The organism is Futiania mangrovi, from assembly GCF_024158125.1.
Lineage (GTDB): Bacteria > Pseudomonadota > Alphaproteobacteria > Futianiales > Futianiaceae > Futiania > Futiania mangrovi.
The window spans coordinates 789,160-806,089 of record NZ_JAMZFT010000001.1; the positions used below are offsets into that span (position 1 = coordinate 789,160).

Below are 16,930 nucleotides of genomic sequence, written 5' to 3' on the forward strand. Positions count from 1 at the left end.
ATCAGGCCCGGGCGCTCGGCCGGGACGTGACACGCGACCACCACGCGGCGAGGTTCGGCATATCCTCCGGGATCGGTACCTTGCAGGCCTTGGCGACGAGGAGCGCGCACTGCGCGGTGATGTCGGCCACCGTATAGGTGTCGCCCGCCACGAACTCCCGCTCCGCAAGCTCGCCGTCGAGCCACCGCATGCGGTCGAGCAGGATGTTCCGGCTCCATTCGCCGAAGTCCTTGAACTGCGTCTGCCGCCCGATCCAGAAGGGATGGGTGTGGCGGAACATGTTCGTCACGTGGACCAGGATCTCGTGCTCCATGCGCCGGTTCCACATCTCGACCTGCGCCTGCTCCAACGGGGTGCGCCCGAAGAGCGGCGGTTCGGGATGGAGAGATTCCAGGTACCGGCAGATCGCCACGGATTCCGTGAGCACCGTCCCGTCATCGAGGACGAGCACCGGCAGTTTGCCGAGCGGATTGAGCTTGAGAAACTCCGGCGTCGCATTTTCGCCCGCGGCCATGTCGATAGGGACAATGGGGATGTCGATGCCCTTCTCCGCGAGGAAGATTCGGACCCGGCGGGGGTTCAGGCCGGCCTTGAGATCGTAAAGCTTCATGGCGTTTCCTCAGAAGTTGCGGTTGCGGAGATTGCGGAGGCCTGAAGAGGTGACAGGGCGACCACCTGACGTGAACTCGTGGTCGCGATGTGAAAGGATATCGCATCTCACCGTTCGTGCTGACAGGATACAGCTCGACCTGGGTCGGCATGGCGGTCGCTCCGCGAAGAGCGCAACCAGGCAATACAGCATCACCCTGATCCAGGCCCATGCCATAGGCGTCGAACACGCAGGCGCGGATGCCGGTCAGCATGGGTTCAGCTCCTCGTGCCGCGGATGGGATACTGCCGCTCCTGGATCAGCTTGGCGCCCCGCAGCAGGCCCGCGAGATCGGGCCGTGCGAAGGGCGCGTTCGAGATGTCGACGACCTGCAGCCGCCCCTCGGGATTGATCAGGAACACGCCCGGCTCGGCAAACGGCCGGTCGGTCTCCTGCGGGCTGCGCGGATCGCTGACATAGAGGCCGAGGTCGTGCATCTGCGCCTCCGACAGATCGTGGCCAATGGGGAAGCGCCAGCCGTGCTCGGCCCGGTCCGCCTCGGCCCGGTCGGCCGGGTCGGCGGAGACGGCCATCACCGCGACGCCCGCCGCGGCGAAGTCGTCCATCAGCTCGTCGAGGGTCTTCAGATACCCCTTGCACAGCGGGCAGTGCCTGCCGCGGTAGACGACGAGCAGCCGCCAGCCCTCCATGCCCGCGGGCGAAAGGTCGCCGCCGCCGAGTTTCGGAATGCGGATGTCTGGAAAGGCCGTGCCGGCCGCGAGCTTCGATGCCTGCGTCATGGGGTGTCTCCGTTCGATCGGGATCGTGGATTGCAGGTGTCCTGGGCGCCGGGCGGCAGCAGCGAAAGCGCCTGCCGGGCAACGCCCTCAAGCAGGGCCCGGTCCGGGGAGCCGCGCGCCATCACGCGCAGGCCCAGGACAGTCGAGACGAGCAGCCGTGCGAGATCGTCTGCGTCGCGTTGCGGACCGATGCTGCCGTCCGCCTGTCCGCGGCGGATGCACCGGGCGAAGAACGCCTCGAGCTCCCGCAGCCATTGCGCGACCGTCCCAGCAAACGCCGCCTCGTGCGGGGCAAGCTCGATCGCGGTGTTGACCAGCAGGCAGCCGCGGCGATCCTCCAGCGACCGCTCGACGATGCCGAAGAGGAAGTCGGAAATCGCGTCCAGCGGCGCGCGGTCCTCGCAGTCCGCCATCCGCGCCCGCATCGTACCGTCGAGATAGCGCTGCAGGCACCGGGCGAAGAGCGCCTGCTTGTCCCCGAAGGCGTTGTAGAAGCTGGCGGACCCCAGCCCCATCGCCGCCTCCAGGTCGCGCACTGTGGTGCCCGCGTAGCCGTGCGACCAGAAGCGGCTCACCGCCGCGTCAAGTGCTACATCCTCGTCGAAAGCTCTCGGACGTCCCATGGGTTCCGCCGCATCCGCTGCCGCGCCCGCGTGTTCTTAGGTGCGAGCTTGTTTTATACCGAATGATACAAAATAGAATTAACGATGCAAGCGATGGCTTGGCTCGCATAAGTGTTTCTCGTTTCAGCCAATAGGCCTCATCGCCTGTTGGCTCTGCATTGACTAAGCCTTTGGCCATCTCGGCCGTGGTAGGCGTGTTGCGGCTGCGCTGGCGGGAGGAACACTTCCGGTCGGAATGGTGGCTGTCCGGAGGCAACGTCGCTGCTCAAGAGTTCGTGGCGTCTCGCCAAGCAACCAAACCACTCCCCCGCACCTTGCCAGGGAATGCGCGGTCCGTGATCATGGTCCCTCCGCCCGCCCGGTTTTCTTCGTTCGCATCGTTTGAAGGCGGGGGCCTTGCCGGGCGCAGGACATCGCGGGCGGGCAGGGTAGGGACGTCGGGCGCAAGCGCGCAACGTGCGCGCGCCGCAGGCTGCGTCTGACCGGGGAGGGTGGCGGCCTAGACCTCCGGCGGACCCGACCTGAAAGGCGCCAGCGCGCGCGCGACCATGTCGTGGGTCGGTGCGCTCAGACCGAACGTGGGCGCGAGCCGGGCCACGGCCCCGCTCAGATACTCGACCTCGATCGGCTTACCCCTGTTCAGGTCGTCGAGCATGGACGAGCGCATGCCGGGCGGCGCGTTGTCGAAGAAGTCTAGCACGCCCTGGCCGAGCATCCCTGACAGGCCCGGGCACGCCTTTTGCCCGACGGCGAGCGTTTCCTCGATGGCCCGGCGGAGCAATTCCCGGCACTCCGGGTTGGACCGGACCGGCCCGATGGGCAGCCGGGTCAACGTGGTCAGCGCGCTGAAGGCACTCAGGGCGACGAACTTCTCCCAGATTTTCACCTCGATATCGGAGACCAGCGTCGCCTCGATTCCTGCTGCCTCAAGAAGCCCGAGCAGCTTGGTACAGCGGTCGGTTTGAGCCCCCCCGAACTCACCAAACGTCAGCTTTGCGAAGGGCGCGGAATGGCGGACCACGCCCGGCTCCCGCACGTCGGCGGGGATAAGTGCGGTACCGCCGATCACGTGCTCGGCCCCCACGTCCTCGCCGATCCACGTCCACGCCTCGACACCGTTCTGCAGCGAGAGAACTCCGGTCGACGGCCCGATCAGGGGCGCGATCGCGCGCGCCGCCGTCCGGGTGTCCTGAAGCTTGACGAGAAACAGCACGATGTCGACGGGCCCGACCTCGGCCGGGTCTCCCGTCGCCATGACCTTCGCGAGGTGCAGGTCGCCGAGCGGGCTTTCGATGCGCAGCCCATTGCGCTGCATGGCCTCCAGATGTGCCCCCCGGGCGATAAAGGTCACATCGGCGCCGCTTGCCTGGAGGCGTCCGCCGAAATAGCCGCCGAGCGCCCCCGCCCCCATTACCGCGATTCTCATGCCGCTCTCCTCCTGGTAGATGCGCCACTTCCCGGACCCGCGCCGTCGCGCGCACCCCTTCCAACCCTGCTTTCCGCGCTCCCCGGATCGGGAACAGAGCGGGATGGTCAGACCTCCGCCTCGGCTGTGATTTCCTGCCGCAGCAGGGCATGGCACGCAGCCTCGATCCGGTTCGCCGCGCCGAGCCGGCGGGCAGCGCGGGACACATGGAGGTCGACCGTTCTGGGCGCGATGCCGAGCTGGCGGCCGATCTGCTTGCTCGACATGCCCCGCGCAACCAGGGTCAGGCATTCCCGCTCGCGGCGCGACAGGGGCTTGCGCGGTTCCGGCGGCACGGCGCCGCCCGCCCTTCGCCACGCCGCATGGTGGAAGAGATAGGCCGCAGGCGCGAGGTGGTCCCGGACCAGGGCCGCCCACTCGGAAAATTCGTCCGGGCTGCCGAACCCGATGACGCTCAGGGCGCCGTAGCGGCCATCGACCGGATCGTGGAGCGGAACCGAAATCGCTCTCGATATGCCTTCCTCGCGCAAATGGGTCCACGTCAGTGCATCGCCGTGAGAGAAATCGCGACCAGGGACAAGCGCCTCCCACGATACCGGTGCAATCGATCGTCGGATGGCGGCACGGACCGGGTCACGGCCCCGCAGTTCCGGCCGCGCCACATAACCCTGCCACCAGCGGCCGGCGCGGGGGCCGTGAAGAACCAAGGACGCCCTTGGCGCGTTTGCGTCGCCGGGCCCCTCCATCGTGGGGGCGCCGAACGCATAGAAGAGATCCGCATTGTCAGGAAGGCCCAGAACCGCCGCGAGGCGCGAGAACAACCCCGCCTGCGTGTCCGCAGGTCCCAGCGCATCGAGCAGGTCCGATCCCCGCATCCCCAGTCCCTCCGACGCCATATTAGCGAATTTTGACAGATTGGCACCGATGCATGCGTCGAAAATGCTGTGGAAAGGCGGTATAGGGAGGGGCGGATGACCGTATTCGAGAAATTGATCGCAGGCGAAGTTCCCTGCGCGAAGGTCTTCGAGGACAGCGAGGTCTTTGCATTCATGGATGCCGGGCAGGTCAATCCCGGGCACGTGGTCGTCGCACTCAAACGCCCGGCGGAAACGATCCTCGACATGACCGAGGAGGAGGCTGCGGCTCTGTTCCGCGCAGCCCATCGGATTGCGCGCGCCGTCGACGAGGCATTCACGCCTTCGGGTATCACGATCCTGCAGGCGAACAGGCCGGCGGGCTGGCAGACGGTCCCCCATGTCCACCTGCACGTGCTGCCACGGCACGAGGACGATGGCGTGACGCTTGGATGGCCGCGCAAGAACCCGGATCTGGACCAATTGCGTACGCTTGCGGCGCGGCTTCGGGTCCAGGCGTGAGGTGATTGCACCGCAGGCTACCCCCTAGGGGGTGTCCATCCGTCTGTGGGTAGCCCCGCCTGCGCCAGTCCCGCAAACAGGAGCAGCCGGAAGTCTGGATCCCGGAAGCGCGTTTCCTCGGCAAAGCGGGCAACTGTGAGTGCCGGGTGACGAGCGCGCAAATCTGCCACGACGTCTTCGGCTGCGTGCTGGTCGCCCACCGCAATCAATGCCGGCGCCAGGACGCGGTGACACACCGTAAAGTTCGGATTGGCAGACCGGGCGCGCTTGGCATGTTCCACAGCTTCGGCGGGACGTCCGAGACCAAGCTGGGAAAAGGCAAGACCGGTTAGCGCGCGGAACGCGAATTCATCGATGGGGCTCAGCTCCATCGATTGCTCGAAATGGTCCAGGGCCTCTCCCGGGCGGCCTGCGTAGAGTTGCAGCCAGCCTGCAAAGTCATGGATGCGCGCGGCATTCGGATTGAGTGCCAACGCGTCCCGCAAGTGCGCGAGCCCAAGATCCGGATCACGCCGCAGGAAACCGAGAGCGTAGCCGCCCGTCGACAGCGCCTCGCTGTCGTGTGGCCCCGCAGCGATGGCACGCTCTGCATGGTGTATACCTGCCTCGTGATCGACGCCCTGCCCCTGGGGCAGGCGTAGCGTCATCAGCCATGCGACGAGTCCATGGGCTGCTGCATGCTCAGGATTGCAGCGCAAGGCGGCCTCCAGCAAAGCGAAGGCGCGCTCGTGGTCCGCTGGCGTCATGCTGCGGATCAGCGGTTGGGCCTGCAGGTAGAAATCATAGGCCGTCGGCGTGCCGTGTCTCGCCGCGCTACGCTGTATTTCGACCCGACGCAACCTTGGCTCGACCTGGCCGATGACGCTGCGCGCGATGTTGTCCTGAAGGTCGAAGATTTCCTCAAGAGAACCGGCGAAGCGCTCGGACCAGATCTGACGTCCCGTTGCCGCTTCCACGAGGCGGACCGTCACGCGCAGACGGGGACCGGCCTTTTGCAAGTTCCCGTCCACCAGATACCGCACGCCAAGCTTTCGACCGATCTCCGAGGGGGCGAGACCCCGCAGCGTCTCCGCGAAGGAGGCGGTCTCCGAAGTCACGAAGAACCAGGGGACCTGACCGAGCGTCGTGACAAGCTGGTCCGCGATGCCTTCGCCCAGATACCTGTCTGCGGGGTCAGGGGAGCGCGTTGCGAAGGGCAGGACAGCAACGGAAGCGCCCTCGCGGCGGTCTACTGCAGGGGGCGGAGCATGTACGGGGTCTGTAGGTCCCCCCTCGCCCGCAAGATCAGTGTCGGAGAACGCAGAAACCCACACCTCGACCGGCCGCTCGATGTTCTTCAGCTCCCGTATCCCGAGCGAGGTCAAATGGATATCCGACTTCCCGCGGATCTGAGAGGCAAAGTCGCCCGAAACGGCGATACCGCCCGCCGGGGCAATCGATTCAAGTCGAGCCGCTACGTTCACGCCATCTCCCAGCAGATCCTCCCCCTCGACCAGCACGTCTCCCACGTGCAGGCCGATCCTGAAGGACAGCGGCTTTGGCGTTTCGGGCATCAACCCCCGGGTTTGCCATGCCTGGGCGCACGCGACCGCATTGATCGCGCTACCGAACTCGACGAGAAAGCCGTCCCCCATTGTCTTGAAGAGCCGTCCGCGGTAACGCGCAATCAGTGGTTTCAGCACGTCATCAGTCAATCGCAGGACAAGGCGTACGGTGCCAACCTCGTCACGTGCGACAAGTCGACTGAATCCGACGATATCCGCGCACAGGATCGCCGCAAGGCGTCTTTCCATGTCTTGGTACCGTGCAGGACGGCGGCAGACCTGAGCACAAGATCCTCTGCCGCTTGAGGTTTGGTGTCTATCGATCAGATCATATCCTCAGGGACATACTGCACCCAGCCCCTTTCTCGTTCTGATCGTGACGATGCTGTCAGAGGAAAAGCGTTGAGCCTGCCGGGCGGCATCCCTAGCCTCGGTGGATGCCCAGCCCCTTCCTGTATTTCAGGACGTCGCCCAAGCCTCATCGCGAGGTCGGTGATCGCCTAAGTATACGTTGGTCATGAAGGTCGGGCCTGGGCCACATGGTCAAATCTAGCGTCGCACTTTCCGAGCACTCGAGACTGTCTTCGCGCGGCTCATGGGTTGACATGATTCTTGGCTAATGGCTCAATTTTTAAAGAGATCGCGGCCTCCGGCGCCGCAAACTGGTCTATGCGCGCCAAAAGAGGGGGTAAGCGATGGGAGTTATCCATTCTCTTAAAGCGCTCTCCCAGATATCCTTTTGCGATTTTCGGACATTGCCGTTCCTTTTTGCCTGCCTGTTCTCACTTGCGGGTGCGGGTTCTGCTGCGTCGGAGACGCCTCCGCGCATCCAGCCGCAGTTTGGGGGCATAGGCGTCCAGTCAGACTTGGCCTGCTATTTTGCGGGCCGATGGGTGACGACAGGCCTCGGGACTGCGGTGATCCGGGTCGATGGCCGCCAATTGTCCGGCGTCATGTCCCAGTTCGACGACAGCCTCGCCCAGAACCTCTATCGCATGGAGTTTCGGGCGAATATCGACCCGACGGGCCGACAGGCGAAGGGTGAGCACAGCTACAGCTTCATGACCGGAGCCGGCTTTTCCTATTCCGGATCGATCACACTCACGCTCTCCCCCGACCTGTCCCGGCTGAGCATCGTGTTCACCAATCCGATCCCGATCGAGGACTCCTTCCTCAAGGTGCTCAGCGGAGAATGCCGATGAGAGGATGGCCTTTCCTTCCAGTGGCCTGGTTCGGCGTGGCGCTCACGCTTGCCGGTTGCGGGGCGACCGTTTCGCCCGAGCTGGTCATGTCCCAGCGCAACTTTCAGGCATCGATGGAGAACGCCGCGCGGGACGTTCGCTCGCAAGACTGGGATGGCGCGATCGCGGCAGCCCGTGCCGCGAAGAATACCTTGCCGGTGCAAGGAAGCACCGCAGGGGAAGATGGAAATTTCGCCTATTCGGCCTTTCAAGCCGACGCTCTTGTCGCTTGGGCGATGTTGGCATCAGGTGACACGCAGGCTGCAGAAATCGCCTATCGAAATGTCTTCGATGGAATCCGGAATTTCGAGAACCAACGGGAAGCGCGGTTCCGCGACAAGGTATCTTCGGCCCGCATCTGGGAGGCATTCGGTAGCGCGCTGATGGCTGCCGGGGCGGCATACGATTCGGGCCTCCGAGGCGGAGACGTCTTCCAGCCATCGCTTTATGCGGCCAACAAGACCCTGGCCGCAAACCTCCCCGAGGGGCTCTCTGCGCGGGTCGTCGAGCAAACGGGCATCGACCCGGACGGTATCCGGATTACCCTCATGCCTGCATATGACCCGCTGACCAATATCGGTCGGCTTGTGAGTCCCGAAGGGACGTGCACCGCAAGTCTCGTCGGGCCTGCTCTTGCCTTGACGAACGCACATTGCGTCACGTCCTACCCCCGCCAAAGCAGGTCGGTTAGGGCAGGGCGCTGGCCCGCCAGCACAAGAGACATCCACATCTTGTTCGAAGGGCTTTACTTGCCGGACCGTGTCCGGGTCGTCGATGTCACGCTGAATGACGGAGCTTCCTGGCGCGTGCGTTACGATGGCGACTATTCAAACGACTGGGCCCTTCTGGAGTTGGACAGGCATCCTGCCGGCCGAGGTTGGTTCGGCACGGCCGACCTCTCCCGCAGCGAGGCGCACAGGATCTTCATTGCCGGCCATTCGGGCGATCTAAATGATGGCCGCTTCCTGACCGTTCATTGGGATTGTCTGGGCACCCTGAAGGGCGGGTCGCCGATTCTTCATCACAGCTGCGCCACGGCGCCGGGCAGTTCGGGAACACCTATCCTCCTCACACAAGGCGACAGGAAGCACCACTACATCGTGGCTCTGAACGCTTTCAAATACGAGGATGCGGGTGGCGGTGGTCCCAGAACCAGGCAATTTCAGGATGCAGTGAACAGCAAGCTTGCTGGTATCCGGGGCAGTTGACCCCATCACGGCGGCGGTCATGCTTCCGTAGCCGCCGGGTGCAGCCCGGTCTGCCGGGACGGTTTCACTCCTGACGCCCTGAAGTGGAGTGCTTCATGAAGACACTGACATTCGCTTTGTTTCTGTCCGGTCTGATGTTCGCAGCGGTGCAACCGGCAGAAGGACGTCAGCCGGGTGACTGCGCAGCCGCAGGAGAAGCCAGCACGTGCCTGCTCGCGTCGGCTGAGGCATTGTTGCCCGAAATCGAACCCGTCCAGCGCGCCGGCATTGCGATCGAGATTGCGCGGGTGAGGGAGCAGGGAGGAGGGCAATCCCTTCTGAGGCTGGCAGAAGAGGCGCTGGCCGTCGCCGACCGGAACCCGGACAATTGGCGCAGCAGCCAGTTGATCGCGACGGCTGCGTCGATCGTCTCGGAGATGGGCAATCACGACCGGGCTGCGACGATTATCGCCGAACGGTACAGGGGCGACTTGGGGCCCCTAGGGTCCATCCTCCAGAAGATCGCCGGTCGGAGCCCGCAGGACGCACGGCGCCTCGCAGAAACGATCACCCTCAAGCCGCTTCCGGGCTTGTCTCGCACGAAGTTCAGCGAGGCCGGCTATGCCTATGAGGAGACACGCTTCGTCATCGGGGCCGAGATGGTGCGGGCCGGCGACACTGCCGGCGAGGAGATGATGGACGGTGCGATAGCAGCGCTAAAGGCGATGAACCCGCGTTATGTCGGCCAGTTCCTGCCCTGGCTTGTCCGGGACATGGCAGCCGCCGGCCAGGCGGAACGCGCCGAGGCGCTGATCGCCGACCTCGCGATCTCCACCCACGATGCCGCAAAGGCGCGCATCGCGCTCGCCAGGTTCTTCGTGGAGAAAGCCCAGGAGGCTTACGTCGACCGGCGCGGCGAGGACGTCGAGGCGTTCACCGGCCAAGCGAGAGAGCTCGTCGCCCCGGTCTCCGGCAAGCTGGACAAGGCTGTCGCGGATCTCAAGATCCTCGCTGCTCTTGCCGAGGCGATCCCGGAGGAGGAAGCACGCGCCGGGCTTGAGCAGGCGATGCCTGCGATCTTCGACGCTTCGGACGGCGATGCCAAGCTCGAGGGACTTTTGGCGTTCGCAGAGGCTGCGGCAGCGCTTCCCGACCTCGCAACCGTCCAAAAAGCCGCACAGGACGTCGAGGCGGTAAGCGCGCGACTTCAGTCCAAGGGACGCAAGATCTCGGTCTACGAACCGCAGCGACGCGCCATGCGCATGGTCGCGGTCGCAGCGGCGAGGGACGGCAACGCGGATGTCATGCGCACGGCCCTGTCACGTCTCGATGGTCTCTGGCTGGACTACGCGCATGGAATGGTCGCCTTCGAATTCTGGTTGAAGGGGGACCGCGTAGCGGCGCTGGAGCATGTCGGCCGGATAGAGGCGCCGGATGTGCGGACGCAGCAATTGATCAGCCTCGCCCGGCAAGCGGAAGGCAAGGCCGGCGCCGCACAGTAGCAGGTACGGGAACGGTCCGGGGCCGCCGGCAGAGCAACCAATGCCGGTAAATGTGGGGTGAGAGGGGGAGAACATGGCTGGGCGGTGTCAGAGGAAGCTAATTTGATACCCTATCACCGGGTGACAGGGTGGTTTCAGCAGCGCTGCGGAAGCCAATTCTTTCGGCAGATCAGTTAATTGATGCCCCCAAGCCAGGCGCCAAGGCCCCAAGGGGCATTCTCGGTTCATTCGTCTGACAACGCCGCCGTAACGCCTGGGCGGGCCCGCGTCAGCGTGCGGGCCGGGATGCTTCGGCGGCTCCCGCCAGCAGCCCCGCTGCCAGCATAAGGTGCAGCACGAAACCACCGAAGGCATAAAGGAGGAACAGCAGCAGCAGTCCTGCCGCCCCCGGCATCAGGTCGCGCACGAGCAGGAACGAGGATAGCAGCCCGCTGGATAGGAAGAAGGACGGTATCGCAACGAGTGCCATCCGGTGCAGCGGCGGGCGAAACAGGAACGCAAGCCCCGCCAGGCTTCCGGCGACGGCAAGCGTGACGACGTTCAGGGTGTGCGAGAACACCCCTGCAAGGTTGCGCGCCGGGGTCTCGGCGAGCGCGTCGATACCGGCGCACATCGCGAGCAGGAATGACAGCAGAAGCACGAAAGGTGTCACGATTCCGGATGGAAGGACACGGCCCGCCAACGCGAAGGCAGTCAACGCGCCTGCAAGCAGGGCAAGCGAGACCTCCTGCGCGGGAGCCTTGTCCGGGAAGGCGCAAGCGACGGAGAGGCCCTCGCGCACGCACGCTGCCGCACCCGCCAGGGACAGCAGCCGCGGCGCCATCGCCTGATGCGCGGCGAGCAGAAGCGCGATCAGGAGCAGAAGCATGGCCAGGCGGGCAGCCGGTTTCATGTCAGGCGATCCCCCCGACGCGAATCGCGGTCTCGGCCATCAGGCCGCCGGACCCATGCACCGGCGCACGCAGCACCTGCTCGCGGGCGACCAGGTTGGCCGGCACGCCGTCCCGTCCCAGGTCGATCGGCGCCTCGGCGAGGAAGGCCGATTTCGCGATCACGTCGCCCTCGAACCGTACGTGCGCACAAACCCGCAGCGCGCCCCCGACGATCACCGGCGCACGAAAGACAGACGGCCGCCGGATCACGAGGTCGCCCGCGATCCGGATGATGCCGTCCTCGACCTGCCAGCCCTCCGGTGCGGGCACCTCTGCCCAGCCCCATGGACGGATGCTGAGGCGGTCCGCCTCGATCTGCCGCGCCCGTGCCTGGGCAGCGTGCAGTCTCAGGGTTCCGCCGGAGACGAGCGCCCCCCCGGCGAACCGGGGCGCATCCACGCTCAAGGCCGCGCGCGCCACGATGACGTCCGCCCGTATCGCGCCCCCCGAGGTCAGGTCGATACGGTGGGCGCTCAGGTAGCTCGATACGACCGCTCCCGTCAGCACCAGGTCGTGCATCGAGGCAATGGAGAGCGGCGCGCTGTCGCCGGCGAGTGCCAGCATGACGTCGCCCTGTGCAGAGAAGAGCGGCTCCGGTCCTTCCGGCAGATCGAGGGACGAGACCCGAAGGAGGAGGGCGCCGGAATTGGCCCCTGTGTCGTCCGGTGCGCGCGCGACCAGCGTCTCGTTGAGGCGGGCGTGCATGCCGATGTCGCCGATCCGGGGCATCGGAGTGAGGTGGAGTTGTCCCTCGTCGGACTGCCGGATCGCTGCGTAGGCGCACACCACCGCGCTCAGCGCGATCAGAAGGAAGGGCACGATGGCCGTTTCCGCCAGGGGGGTCATGAGGCCGCACTCCGGTACCGTTGGGTCTTGTCCCACCGCTGGCGGGTCCGGGTCACCGTGTTGTAGACCGCGAGTGCAACTGCCGAGGCAGCCGCCAGCATGCTGATGGTGGAAGAAAGGAAGAGCAGGGGGACGAGGCCCGCCGCAGCCGGCTGTCCGTCAAGCCTGGCCGCTGCCATGATCTGGAAATAGGGCGCGAAGTTCCCGAACCCGATGAAGAACGACATCGCGGAAAGCACCGTCAGGTTCACGGGCGGGTAGGCGAACAGCAACGGATAGACGAGCCCGCATGCCAGCGAGGCGAGCGCCAACGGGGGCAGCAGGTAGAACATCAGCACCAGCGCCGCGTCGAGCCGCTTCCACAGCGGCCGCCCGGGCGCCTTCAGCACGCGCATCACGTGCCGGGCGAAGCACTGGTTGTGTCCATAGGCCCAGCGGCGCACCTGCCGGAAACGGACCTCCCAGGTCTCCGGCGCCTCCTCGTAGCAGGTCGCGTGGTTTAGGTATTCGACCGTGTAGCCCGCGATGAACAGCCGGTAGGTGAGGTCGGTGTCCTCGGCCAGCGCCTCGGCCTGCCAGCCGCCGATCTCCTCCAGCGCGCTGCGCCGCACGGCGCCGACCGTGCCGCCGAACTGCGGCAGAAGCCCCAGCATGGACCGGCCGTGCTGGTCGATCCCGTATCCCGCCCGCCGCTCCAGGTCGATGAGGCGCGTGAGCAGGCTCGCGTTCGTATTGCACGGGACGACGCGGCCCATGGTGGCGCCGACCTGCGGGTCGATCAGCGGTGCGACAAGCTGCTTCACGATGCCGGGGAACGGCAGGTAGTCCGCGTCGAAGAAGACGATCGCCTCGCTCTCGACTGTCGGAATCACGTCGCGCAGCGCTGCAGGCTTGCCCGGCCGCGCGTCGTCTCCGCGATGGACAACGCGGATGCGCGGGTCGCGCCGGGCCCATGCGTCGGCGATCTCTCCGGTCCGGTCCTGCGAGCGGTCGTTGATGACGACGATCTCCAGCCGGCCTTCGGGATAATCGAGCCGGGTCAGCCGTTCGATGCAATTGCCGACCACCTGCTCCTCGTTGTGGCAGGGCACGATCACGGTCACCGTCGGCCAGTGGCTGAGGGCTGCAGCCCGATAGACCGACGGGCGCGGGTTCCGCAGGACGTGGAACGTCAGGAACAGTTGCCGCAGCAGGAAGAACGCCGACAGCACGAATGTCAGCCCCGACACCGCAACGATCGAAGCAAAGAGGAGGTTCGCGGCCATCTGCGGGACGCCATTTCCTGTTTTTCAGGCTGGAGTGGCGGCCCGCACTCTGGCAGGCCGCCGTGGCGGTTGGCTTCAGTAGGTGACCTTGATGCCTGCAAGGCCGCCGATCACGTCGTAGGCGTCGGTATCGATGAACTCGCCCTGCACGAACAGTTCGGTCGCGTCGGACAGCCGGTAACCCACCTTCGGACGCACGCCGAAGAAGTCGTTCTCGATGCTCACGCTGCTCAGGCCCACGGTGTTGTCGTAGGCCATGGTGCCGCCGAACACCTCCGCCCCGGCGGAGTGGCCGTCCCGCGTCACATAGGTGAGAGCCGCACCCGTCTCCCAGCCCGTGTTGCTGCCGGGGGAGACGAAGCTCACATTGCCCTTCACCTGGCCGACGAGGTAGCCGCCGTCCGCGAAGGGACTGAAATACTTTGTCAGGTCCGCGCCGACCGTCGTCTCCTCGACGTCGTTGCGATAGTCGCGATAGGTGACCGCGGGCCGGAGGACGAGGCCCGTCGCCGCCGTGATCTCAAGCGAGCCGTGCGCCAGGAACTGCGGATAGATCGAGTCGTTCGATGTGCTGGTGCCGACCATCGCCTTGGCGCGGATCTCCGGCGTCAGGGCATAGGAGAGACCTGCCGCGCCATAGGCAGCGTCCTCCTCGCGCAGCGCACCTGCAACCTCGCCGTGCAGGCCCAGCTTGCCCAGGTAGGTATTGGCCTGGATGCCGCCATACAGGCGGTCGTCGAAGCCTTCCGACACGCTCGCGCCACCAATATAGGAGGTGACATCTGTTTGCCAGGACTGTTCGGCATGCCCGATAGTCGGGTATACGAGCAAAATACCAACCACAAGTTGCATTGTTTTCGAACTATTTGTGCGCATCAATTCCTCCAGAATCACCTATATTGAAATTAGCAATTTGGAGCGGCCTGGCGCAAATACTAAGCGTCTAAAATTTTATATTACAAATAGCGCACGTATTTTGAGAATTTGGCTTGGATGTTCGATCTCGTGCGGCGTGGAATAAGGGGGTTGGCGAGGGCGTCGCCAATAGGGAGGGAACGCGCGCCATGTCTTCGGCGTTCGAGTATCGCGTGTGCGCGAGCGTAAGGACCGCATGAGGCCGCGGCCCGGTCCGGTCCGGTCCGGTCCGGGGCAGGAGCTAAACATGAGCCTGCGAATCGATGGCCATGACGGCCTGACGGGGCCGCCCCGGTGGACCCCGGCGACCGTCGCCGCGATCTACTTCACGGTGTCGTCTGCCTACATCCTTCTCTCGGACCTCGTGCTCATGCCGGACGAATTCCAGGCGACGGGCGCATGGATGATCGGCGTATCGAAGGGCCTGCTGTTCGTCGTTGCGACGACCCTTCTGCTCCATGTGCTGCTGAGCCGCCGCCATGCCGAGATCGCGCGGCGCGAGCGCTTCCTGTCCGCTATCCTGGAAGGCACCGACGCGGCCATCTTCGTCGTCGACAGCGCCCGCAGGATCGTCGCGGCGAATCCTTCCGCGGAGAGGATCTTCGGCCACCCGAGGGGCGCCTTGCGGGGGGCGAGCACGCGGATCCTGCACGTTTCGGACAGAAGCTGGGAAGATTTTCATCACCATGGCTGGCCGCTGCTCGACGCCGGCCGCCCGTTCACGTGCGATTACCGGATGCGCCGCGCGGATGGCACGGAGTTCCTGGCCTCCATCAACGTCTCGCTGGTGACTTTTCCCGACGGCCAGCACATGGCCGTGAGCATACTCACCGACGTCACCGCGGAGCGGACGCGGGAGGAGGAACTGAGACGCAGCCAGGCGCTTCTGCGTCAGCTTGTCGAGCACATCGACAACGTCTTCTGGCTGTCGACGCCGGACACCTCGAAGATCCTGTACGTCAGTCCCGCGTTCGAGCACATCTGGGGGCAGGAGACCGAAGCGCTCTATGGCGACCCGATGGCATTCACGCGCGCCGTCCATCCGGAGGACCGGGAGCGCGTGCGCAGCTTCGTCGAGCATCAGCCCGTCAGGGACCAGACCGTGGAATACCGCATCGTGCGGCCCGGCGGCGAGGTTCGCTGGATCCGCGACAGGTCGTTCCGCATCCTCGACGAGGGCGGGACCGTCTACCGGTGCGCCGGGATCGCCGAGGACATCACGGAGGAAAAGGAGCGTCAGCGCCAGTTGCTCGCGGCGCAGAAGCGCGAAGCCCTCGGCCAGATCGCGGGTGGCGTCGCTCACGACTTCAACAACATGCTCCTCGTCATTATGGGCAACCTCGAGGCCGCTCTCGACACGGAGGCGGACCCGCGGCGGCGAACCACGCTCGAGACGGCGCTCCGCGCGGGCGAGCGGGGGGCCGAACTGGCCGCACGGCTGCTCGCCTTCGGGCGGGCGGACCATCTCCAGCCGGTGCCCACGGATCTTGCCGATGCCATCCGGGAGGCGGAGGCGATCGTCTCGCGCGCCGTCGGGGCGCGGATCCGCATGGAGATCAGGGCGCGACACGGTCTGCCGCTGGTCGAGGTCGACCGCGGCCAGTTCGAGAACGCCGTGCTCAACCTCGCCCTCAACGCACGCGACGCGATGCCGAAGGGCGGCACCCTGACTTTCGCGGTTGCCGCGCCCGGTCGGGGTGGCGGTGGGGCTGGCGAGGTGCATGTGTCCATTACCGATACGGGGTGCGGTATGGACGAGGACGTGCTCGCGCGTGCGGCAGAGCCGTTCTTCACGACGAAAGCTGGCAAGGGCGGAAGCGGGCTCGGCCTGAGTTCGGTACAGGCGTTCCTGCGCCAGTGCGGCGGGCGGATGACGCTCCGCAGCCGTCCCGGCGAAGGCACGACGGTCACCCTGATCTTTCCTGCAGCATCAGGGGACGCCCCGGGGGCGGATGGCGGTTCCCGTCCGGGTCGCGCAGGCGAAAGGCGCGGCGCCCGCAGTGTGCTCGTCGCGGAGGGCGATCCCCTCGTGGCCGAAACGATCCGGGAGATGATCGAGCGGCTGGGATGCCGTGCCGTCCTTGCGCGGTCGGCCGAAGGTGCCCTCTCCGCCATCCGGGGGGAGAGGGATGTCGATGTCGTCCTTGCCGATCTCCAGATACCGGGTCGCTATGACGGCCGGGACCTGGCGCACCGGCTTCGCGACGAGCGGCCGGACCTCCGCATCTGGTTGATGACAGGCCAGCCCGAAAGCGCGCTCCCGGCCCCGGAAGTCCTGCCGGAAGGGGTGCGCCTCCTGATGAAACCGCTGCGCCGGGACACGCTGCAGAAGATCCTCTGAGGCGCCCGTCGCCGCGGCGGGCGGAACAGCGCATCGGTTGCCCACCTAACCACAGGTTAGGTTCGCCGCCCAATCCACCGGTAGTTGTATAAATAATTGATATTACACAGAAATCTGTTTCGTGTTTACGATCTGTAAGGAAGTTCGGGTAAGGGTTTCCCCGGTGTCGGCACGTCGGTTCGCGCGGGGTTTGGGCCGCAACGGCAGGGGAGAGACGGGCATGGGACGCACTGGACCGGGCCTTGCGGACGGGTGGCAGGCAAGGGTGGCCGAAGCGGTCGCGCCGGGGCTGGCGGGAGAAGGCAGGTTCCGGTGACACGGACAGCGGGAGGGCGGCCGCCAG

At 65.6% G+C, this 16,930-nt stretch carries 15 protein-coding genes; 5 read left to right on the forward strand and 10 right to left on the reverse strand.

The window, feature by feature from the left end; all coding sequences use genetic code 11:
- Window position 1: 1 nt before the first annotated feature.
- The 5 genes from NJQ99_RS03875 to NJQ99_RS03895 all read right to left on the reverse strand — a co-directional run bounded on the left by NJQ99_RS03875 (window position 2) and on the right by NJQ99_RS03895 (window position 4,259).
- Window positions 2–610, reverse strand: coding sequence for a glutathione S-transferase family protein (locus tag NJQ99_RS03875; protein WP_269331478.1), 609 nt, complete (start codon window positions 608–610; stop codon window positions 2–4).
- A 257-nt stretch (window positions 611–867) separates the two neighbouring features.
- On the reverse strand, window positions 868–1,389 hold the full coding sequence (locus NJQ99_RS03880) for a redoxin domain-containing protein (RefSeq protein ID WP_269331479.1): 522 nt from the start codon (window positions 1,387–1,389) through the stop codon (window positions 868–870).
- Window positions 1,386–2,012, reverse strand: a complete 627-nt coding sequence (locus NJQ99_RS03885; protein ID WP_269331480.1) for a TetR/AcrR family transcriptional regulator — start codon at window positions 2,010–2,012, stop codon at window positions 1,386–1,388. Before NJQ99_RS03885 ends, NJQ99_RS03880 begins: the two co-directional genes overlap by 4 nt.
- Window positions 2,013–2,511: 499 nt before the next feature.
- Window positions 2,512–3,438, reverse strand: a complete 927-nt coding sequence (locus NJQ99_RS03890; RefSeq protein ID WP_269331481.1) for a ketopantoate reductase family protein — start codon at window positions 3,436–3,438, stop codon at window positions 2,512–2,514.
- A 107-nt stretch (window positions 3,439–3,545) separates the two neighbouring features.
- Window positions 3,546–4,259, reverse strand: a complete 714-nt coding sequence (locus tag NJQ99_RS03895; protein WP_269331482.1) for a helix-turn-helix transcriptional regulator — start codon at window positions 4,257–4,259, stop codon at window positions 3,546–3,548.
- A gap of 150 nt (window positions 4,260–4,409) precedes the next feature.
- Here NJQ99_RS03895 and NJQ99_RS03900 point away from each other — a divergent pair, with 150 nt between their 5' ends.
- Window positions 4,410–4,814: an HIT family protein gene (locus NJQ99_RS03900; protein WP_269331483.1), complete on the forward strand. Its 405-nt coding sequence runs from the start codon at window positions 4,410–4,412 to the stop codon at window positions 4,812–4,814.
- A 17-nt stretch (window positions 4,815–4,831) separates the two neighbouring features.
- On the opposite strand, the gene NJQ99_RS03905 is transcribed toward NJQ99_RS03900, so the two are convergent.
- Window positions 4,832–6,607, reverse strand: a complete 1,776-nt coding sequence (locus NJQ99_RS03905; RefSeq protein WP_269331484.1) for an adenylate/guanylate cyclase domain-containing protein — start codon at window positions 6,605–6,607, stop codon at window positions 4,832–4,834.
- Between the two features lie 644 nt (window positions 6,608–7,251).
- Here NJQ99_RS03905 and NJQ99_RS03910 point away from each other — a divergent pair.
- The 3 genes from NJQ99_RS03910 (at window position 7,252) to NJQ99_RS03920 (ending at window position 10,288) form a co-directional block, all read left to right on the forward strand.
- On the forward strand, window positions 7,252–7,560 hold the full coding sequence (locus tag NJQ99_RS03910; protein WP_269331485.1) for a hypothetical protein: 309 nt from the start codon (window positions 7,252–7,254) through the stop codon (window positions 7,558–7,560).
- On the forward strand, window positions 7,551–8,807 hold the full coding sequence (locus NJQ99_RS03915; protein WP_269331486.1) for a trypsin-like serine peptidase: 1,257 nt from the start codon (window positions 7,551–7,553) through the stop codon (window positions 8,805–8,807). Before NJQ99_RS03910 ends, NJQ99_RS03915 begins: the two co-directional genes overlap by 10 nt.
- A gap of 95 nt (window positions 8,808–8,902) precedes the next feature.
- On the forward strand, window positions 8,903–10,288 hold the full coding sequence (locus tag NJQ99_RS03920) for a hypothetical protein (protein ID WP_269331487.1): 1,386 nt from the start codon (window positions 8,903–8,905) through the stop codon (window positions 10,286–10,288).
- A 268-nt stretch (window positions 10,289–10,556) separates the two neighbouring features.
- On the opposite strand, the gene NJQ99_RS03925 is transcribed toward NJQ99_RS03920, so the two are convergent.
- From NJQ99_RS03925 to NJQ99_RS03940, 4 genes are all read right to left on the reverse strand, one after another.
- Window positions 10,557–11,180, reverse strand: coding sequence for a hypothetical protein (locus NJQ99_RS03925; RefSeq protein ID WP_269331488.1), 624 nt, complete (start codon window positions 11,178–11,180; stop codon window positions 10,557–10,559).
- A 1-nt stretch (window position 11,181) separates the two neighbouring features.
- Window positions 11,182–12,066, reverse strand: coding sequence for a hypothetical protein (locus tag NJQ99_RS03930; RefSeq protein ID WP_269331489.1), 885 nt, complete (start codon window positions 12,064–12,066; stop codon window positions 11,182–11,184).
- A complete protein-coding gene (locus NJQ99_RS03935) occupies window positions 12,063–13,331 on the reverse strand; it encodes a glycosyltransferase (protein ID WP_269331490.1) in 1,269 nt (422 codons plus the stop codon). The genes NJQ99_RS03930 and NJQ99_RS03935 overlap by 4 nt, the downstream gene beginning before the upstream one ends.
- Window positions 13,332–13,406: 75 nt before the next feature.
- A complete protein-coding gene (locus NJQ99_RS03940; RefSeq protein WP_269331491.1) occupies window positions 13,407–14,084 on the reverse strand; it encodes a hypothetical protein in 678 nt (225 codons plus the stop codon).
- A 409-nt stretch (window positions 14,085–14,493) separates the two neighbouring features.
- Between NJQ99_RS03940 and NJQ99_RS03945 the strand changes: the two genes are divergently transcribed.
- A complete protein-coding gene (locus NJQ99_RS03945) occupies window positions 14,494–16,587 on the forward strand; it encodes a PAS domain S-box protein (protein WP_269331492.1) in 2,094 nt (697 codons plus the stop codon).
- Window positions 16,588–16,930 lie beyond the last annotated feature (343 nt).

Coding starts and splice junctions, on each gene's coding strand:
- NJQ99_RS03875 (WP_269331478.1), bottom strand. CDS start 610: ATGAAGCTTTACGATCTCAAGGCCGGCCTGAACCCCCGCCGGGTCCGA.
- NJQ99_RS03880 (WP_269331479.1), bottom strand. CDS start 1,389: ATGACGCAGGCATCGAAGCTCGCGGCCGGCACGGCCTTTCCAGACATC.
- NJQ99_RS03885 (WP_269331480.1), bottom strand. CDS start 2,012: ATGGGACGTCCGAGAGCTTTCGACGAGGATGTAGCACTTGACGCGGCG.
- NJQ99_RS03890 (WP_269331481.1), bottom strand. CDS start 3,438: ATGAGAATCGCGGTAATGGGGGCGGGGGCGCTCGGCGGCTATTTCGGC.
- NJQ99_RS03900 (WP_269331483.1), top strand. CDS start 4,410: ATGACCGTATTCGAGAAATTGATCGCAGGCGAAGTTCCCTGCGCGAAG.
- NJQ99_RS03905 (WP_269331484.1), bottom strand. CDS start 6,607: ATGGAAAGACGCCTTGCGGCGATCCTGTGCGCGGATATCGTCGGATTC.
- NJQ99_RS03915 (WP_269331486.1), top strand. CDS start 7,551: ATGCCGATGAGAGGATGGCCTTTCCTTCCAGTGGCCTGGTTCGGCGTG.
- NJQ99_RS03920 (WP_269331487.1), top strand. CDS start 8,903: ATGAAGACACTGACATTCGCTTTGTTTCTGTCCGGTCTGATGTTCGCA.
- NJQ99_RS03925 (WP_269331488.1), bottom strand. CDS start 11,180: ATGAAACCGGCTGCCCGCCTGGCCATGCTTCTGCTCCTGATCGCGCTT.
- NJQ99_RS03930 (WP_269331489.1), bottom strand. CDS start 12,066: ATGACCCCCCTGGCGGAAACGGCCATCGTGCCCTTCCTTCTGATCGCG.
- NJQ99_RS03935 (WP_269331490.1), bottom strand. CDS start 13,331: ATGGCCGCGAACCTCCTCTTTGCTTCGATCGTTGCGGTGTCGGGGCTG.
- NJQ99_RS03945 (WP_269331492.1), top strand. CDS start 14,494: ATGAGCCTGCGAATCGATGGCCATGACGGCCTGACGGGGCCGCCCCGG.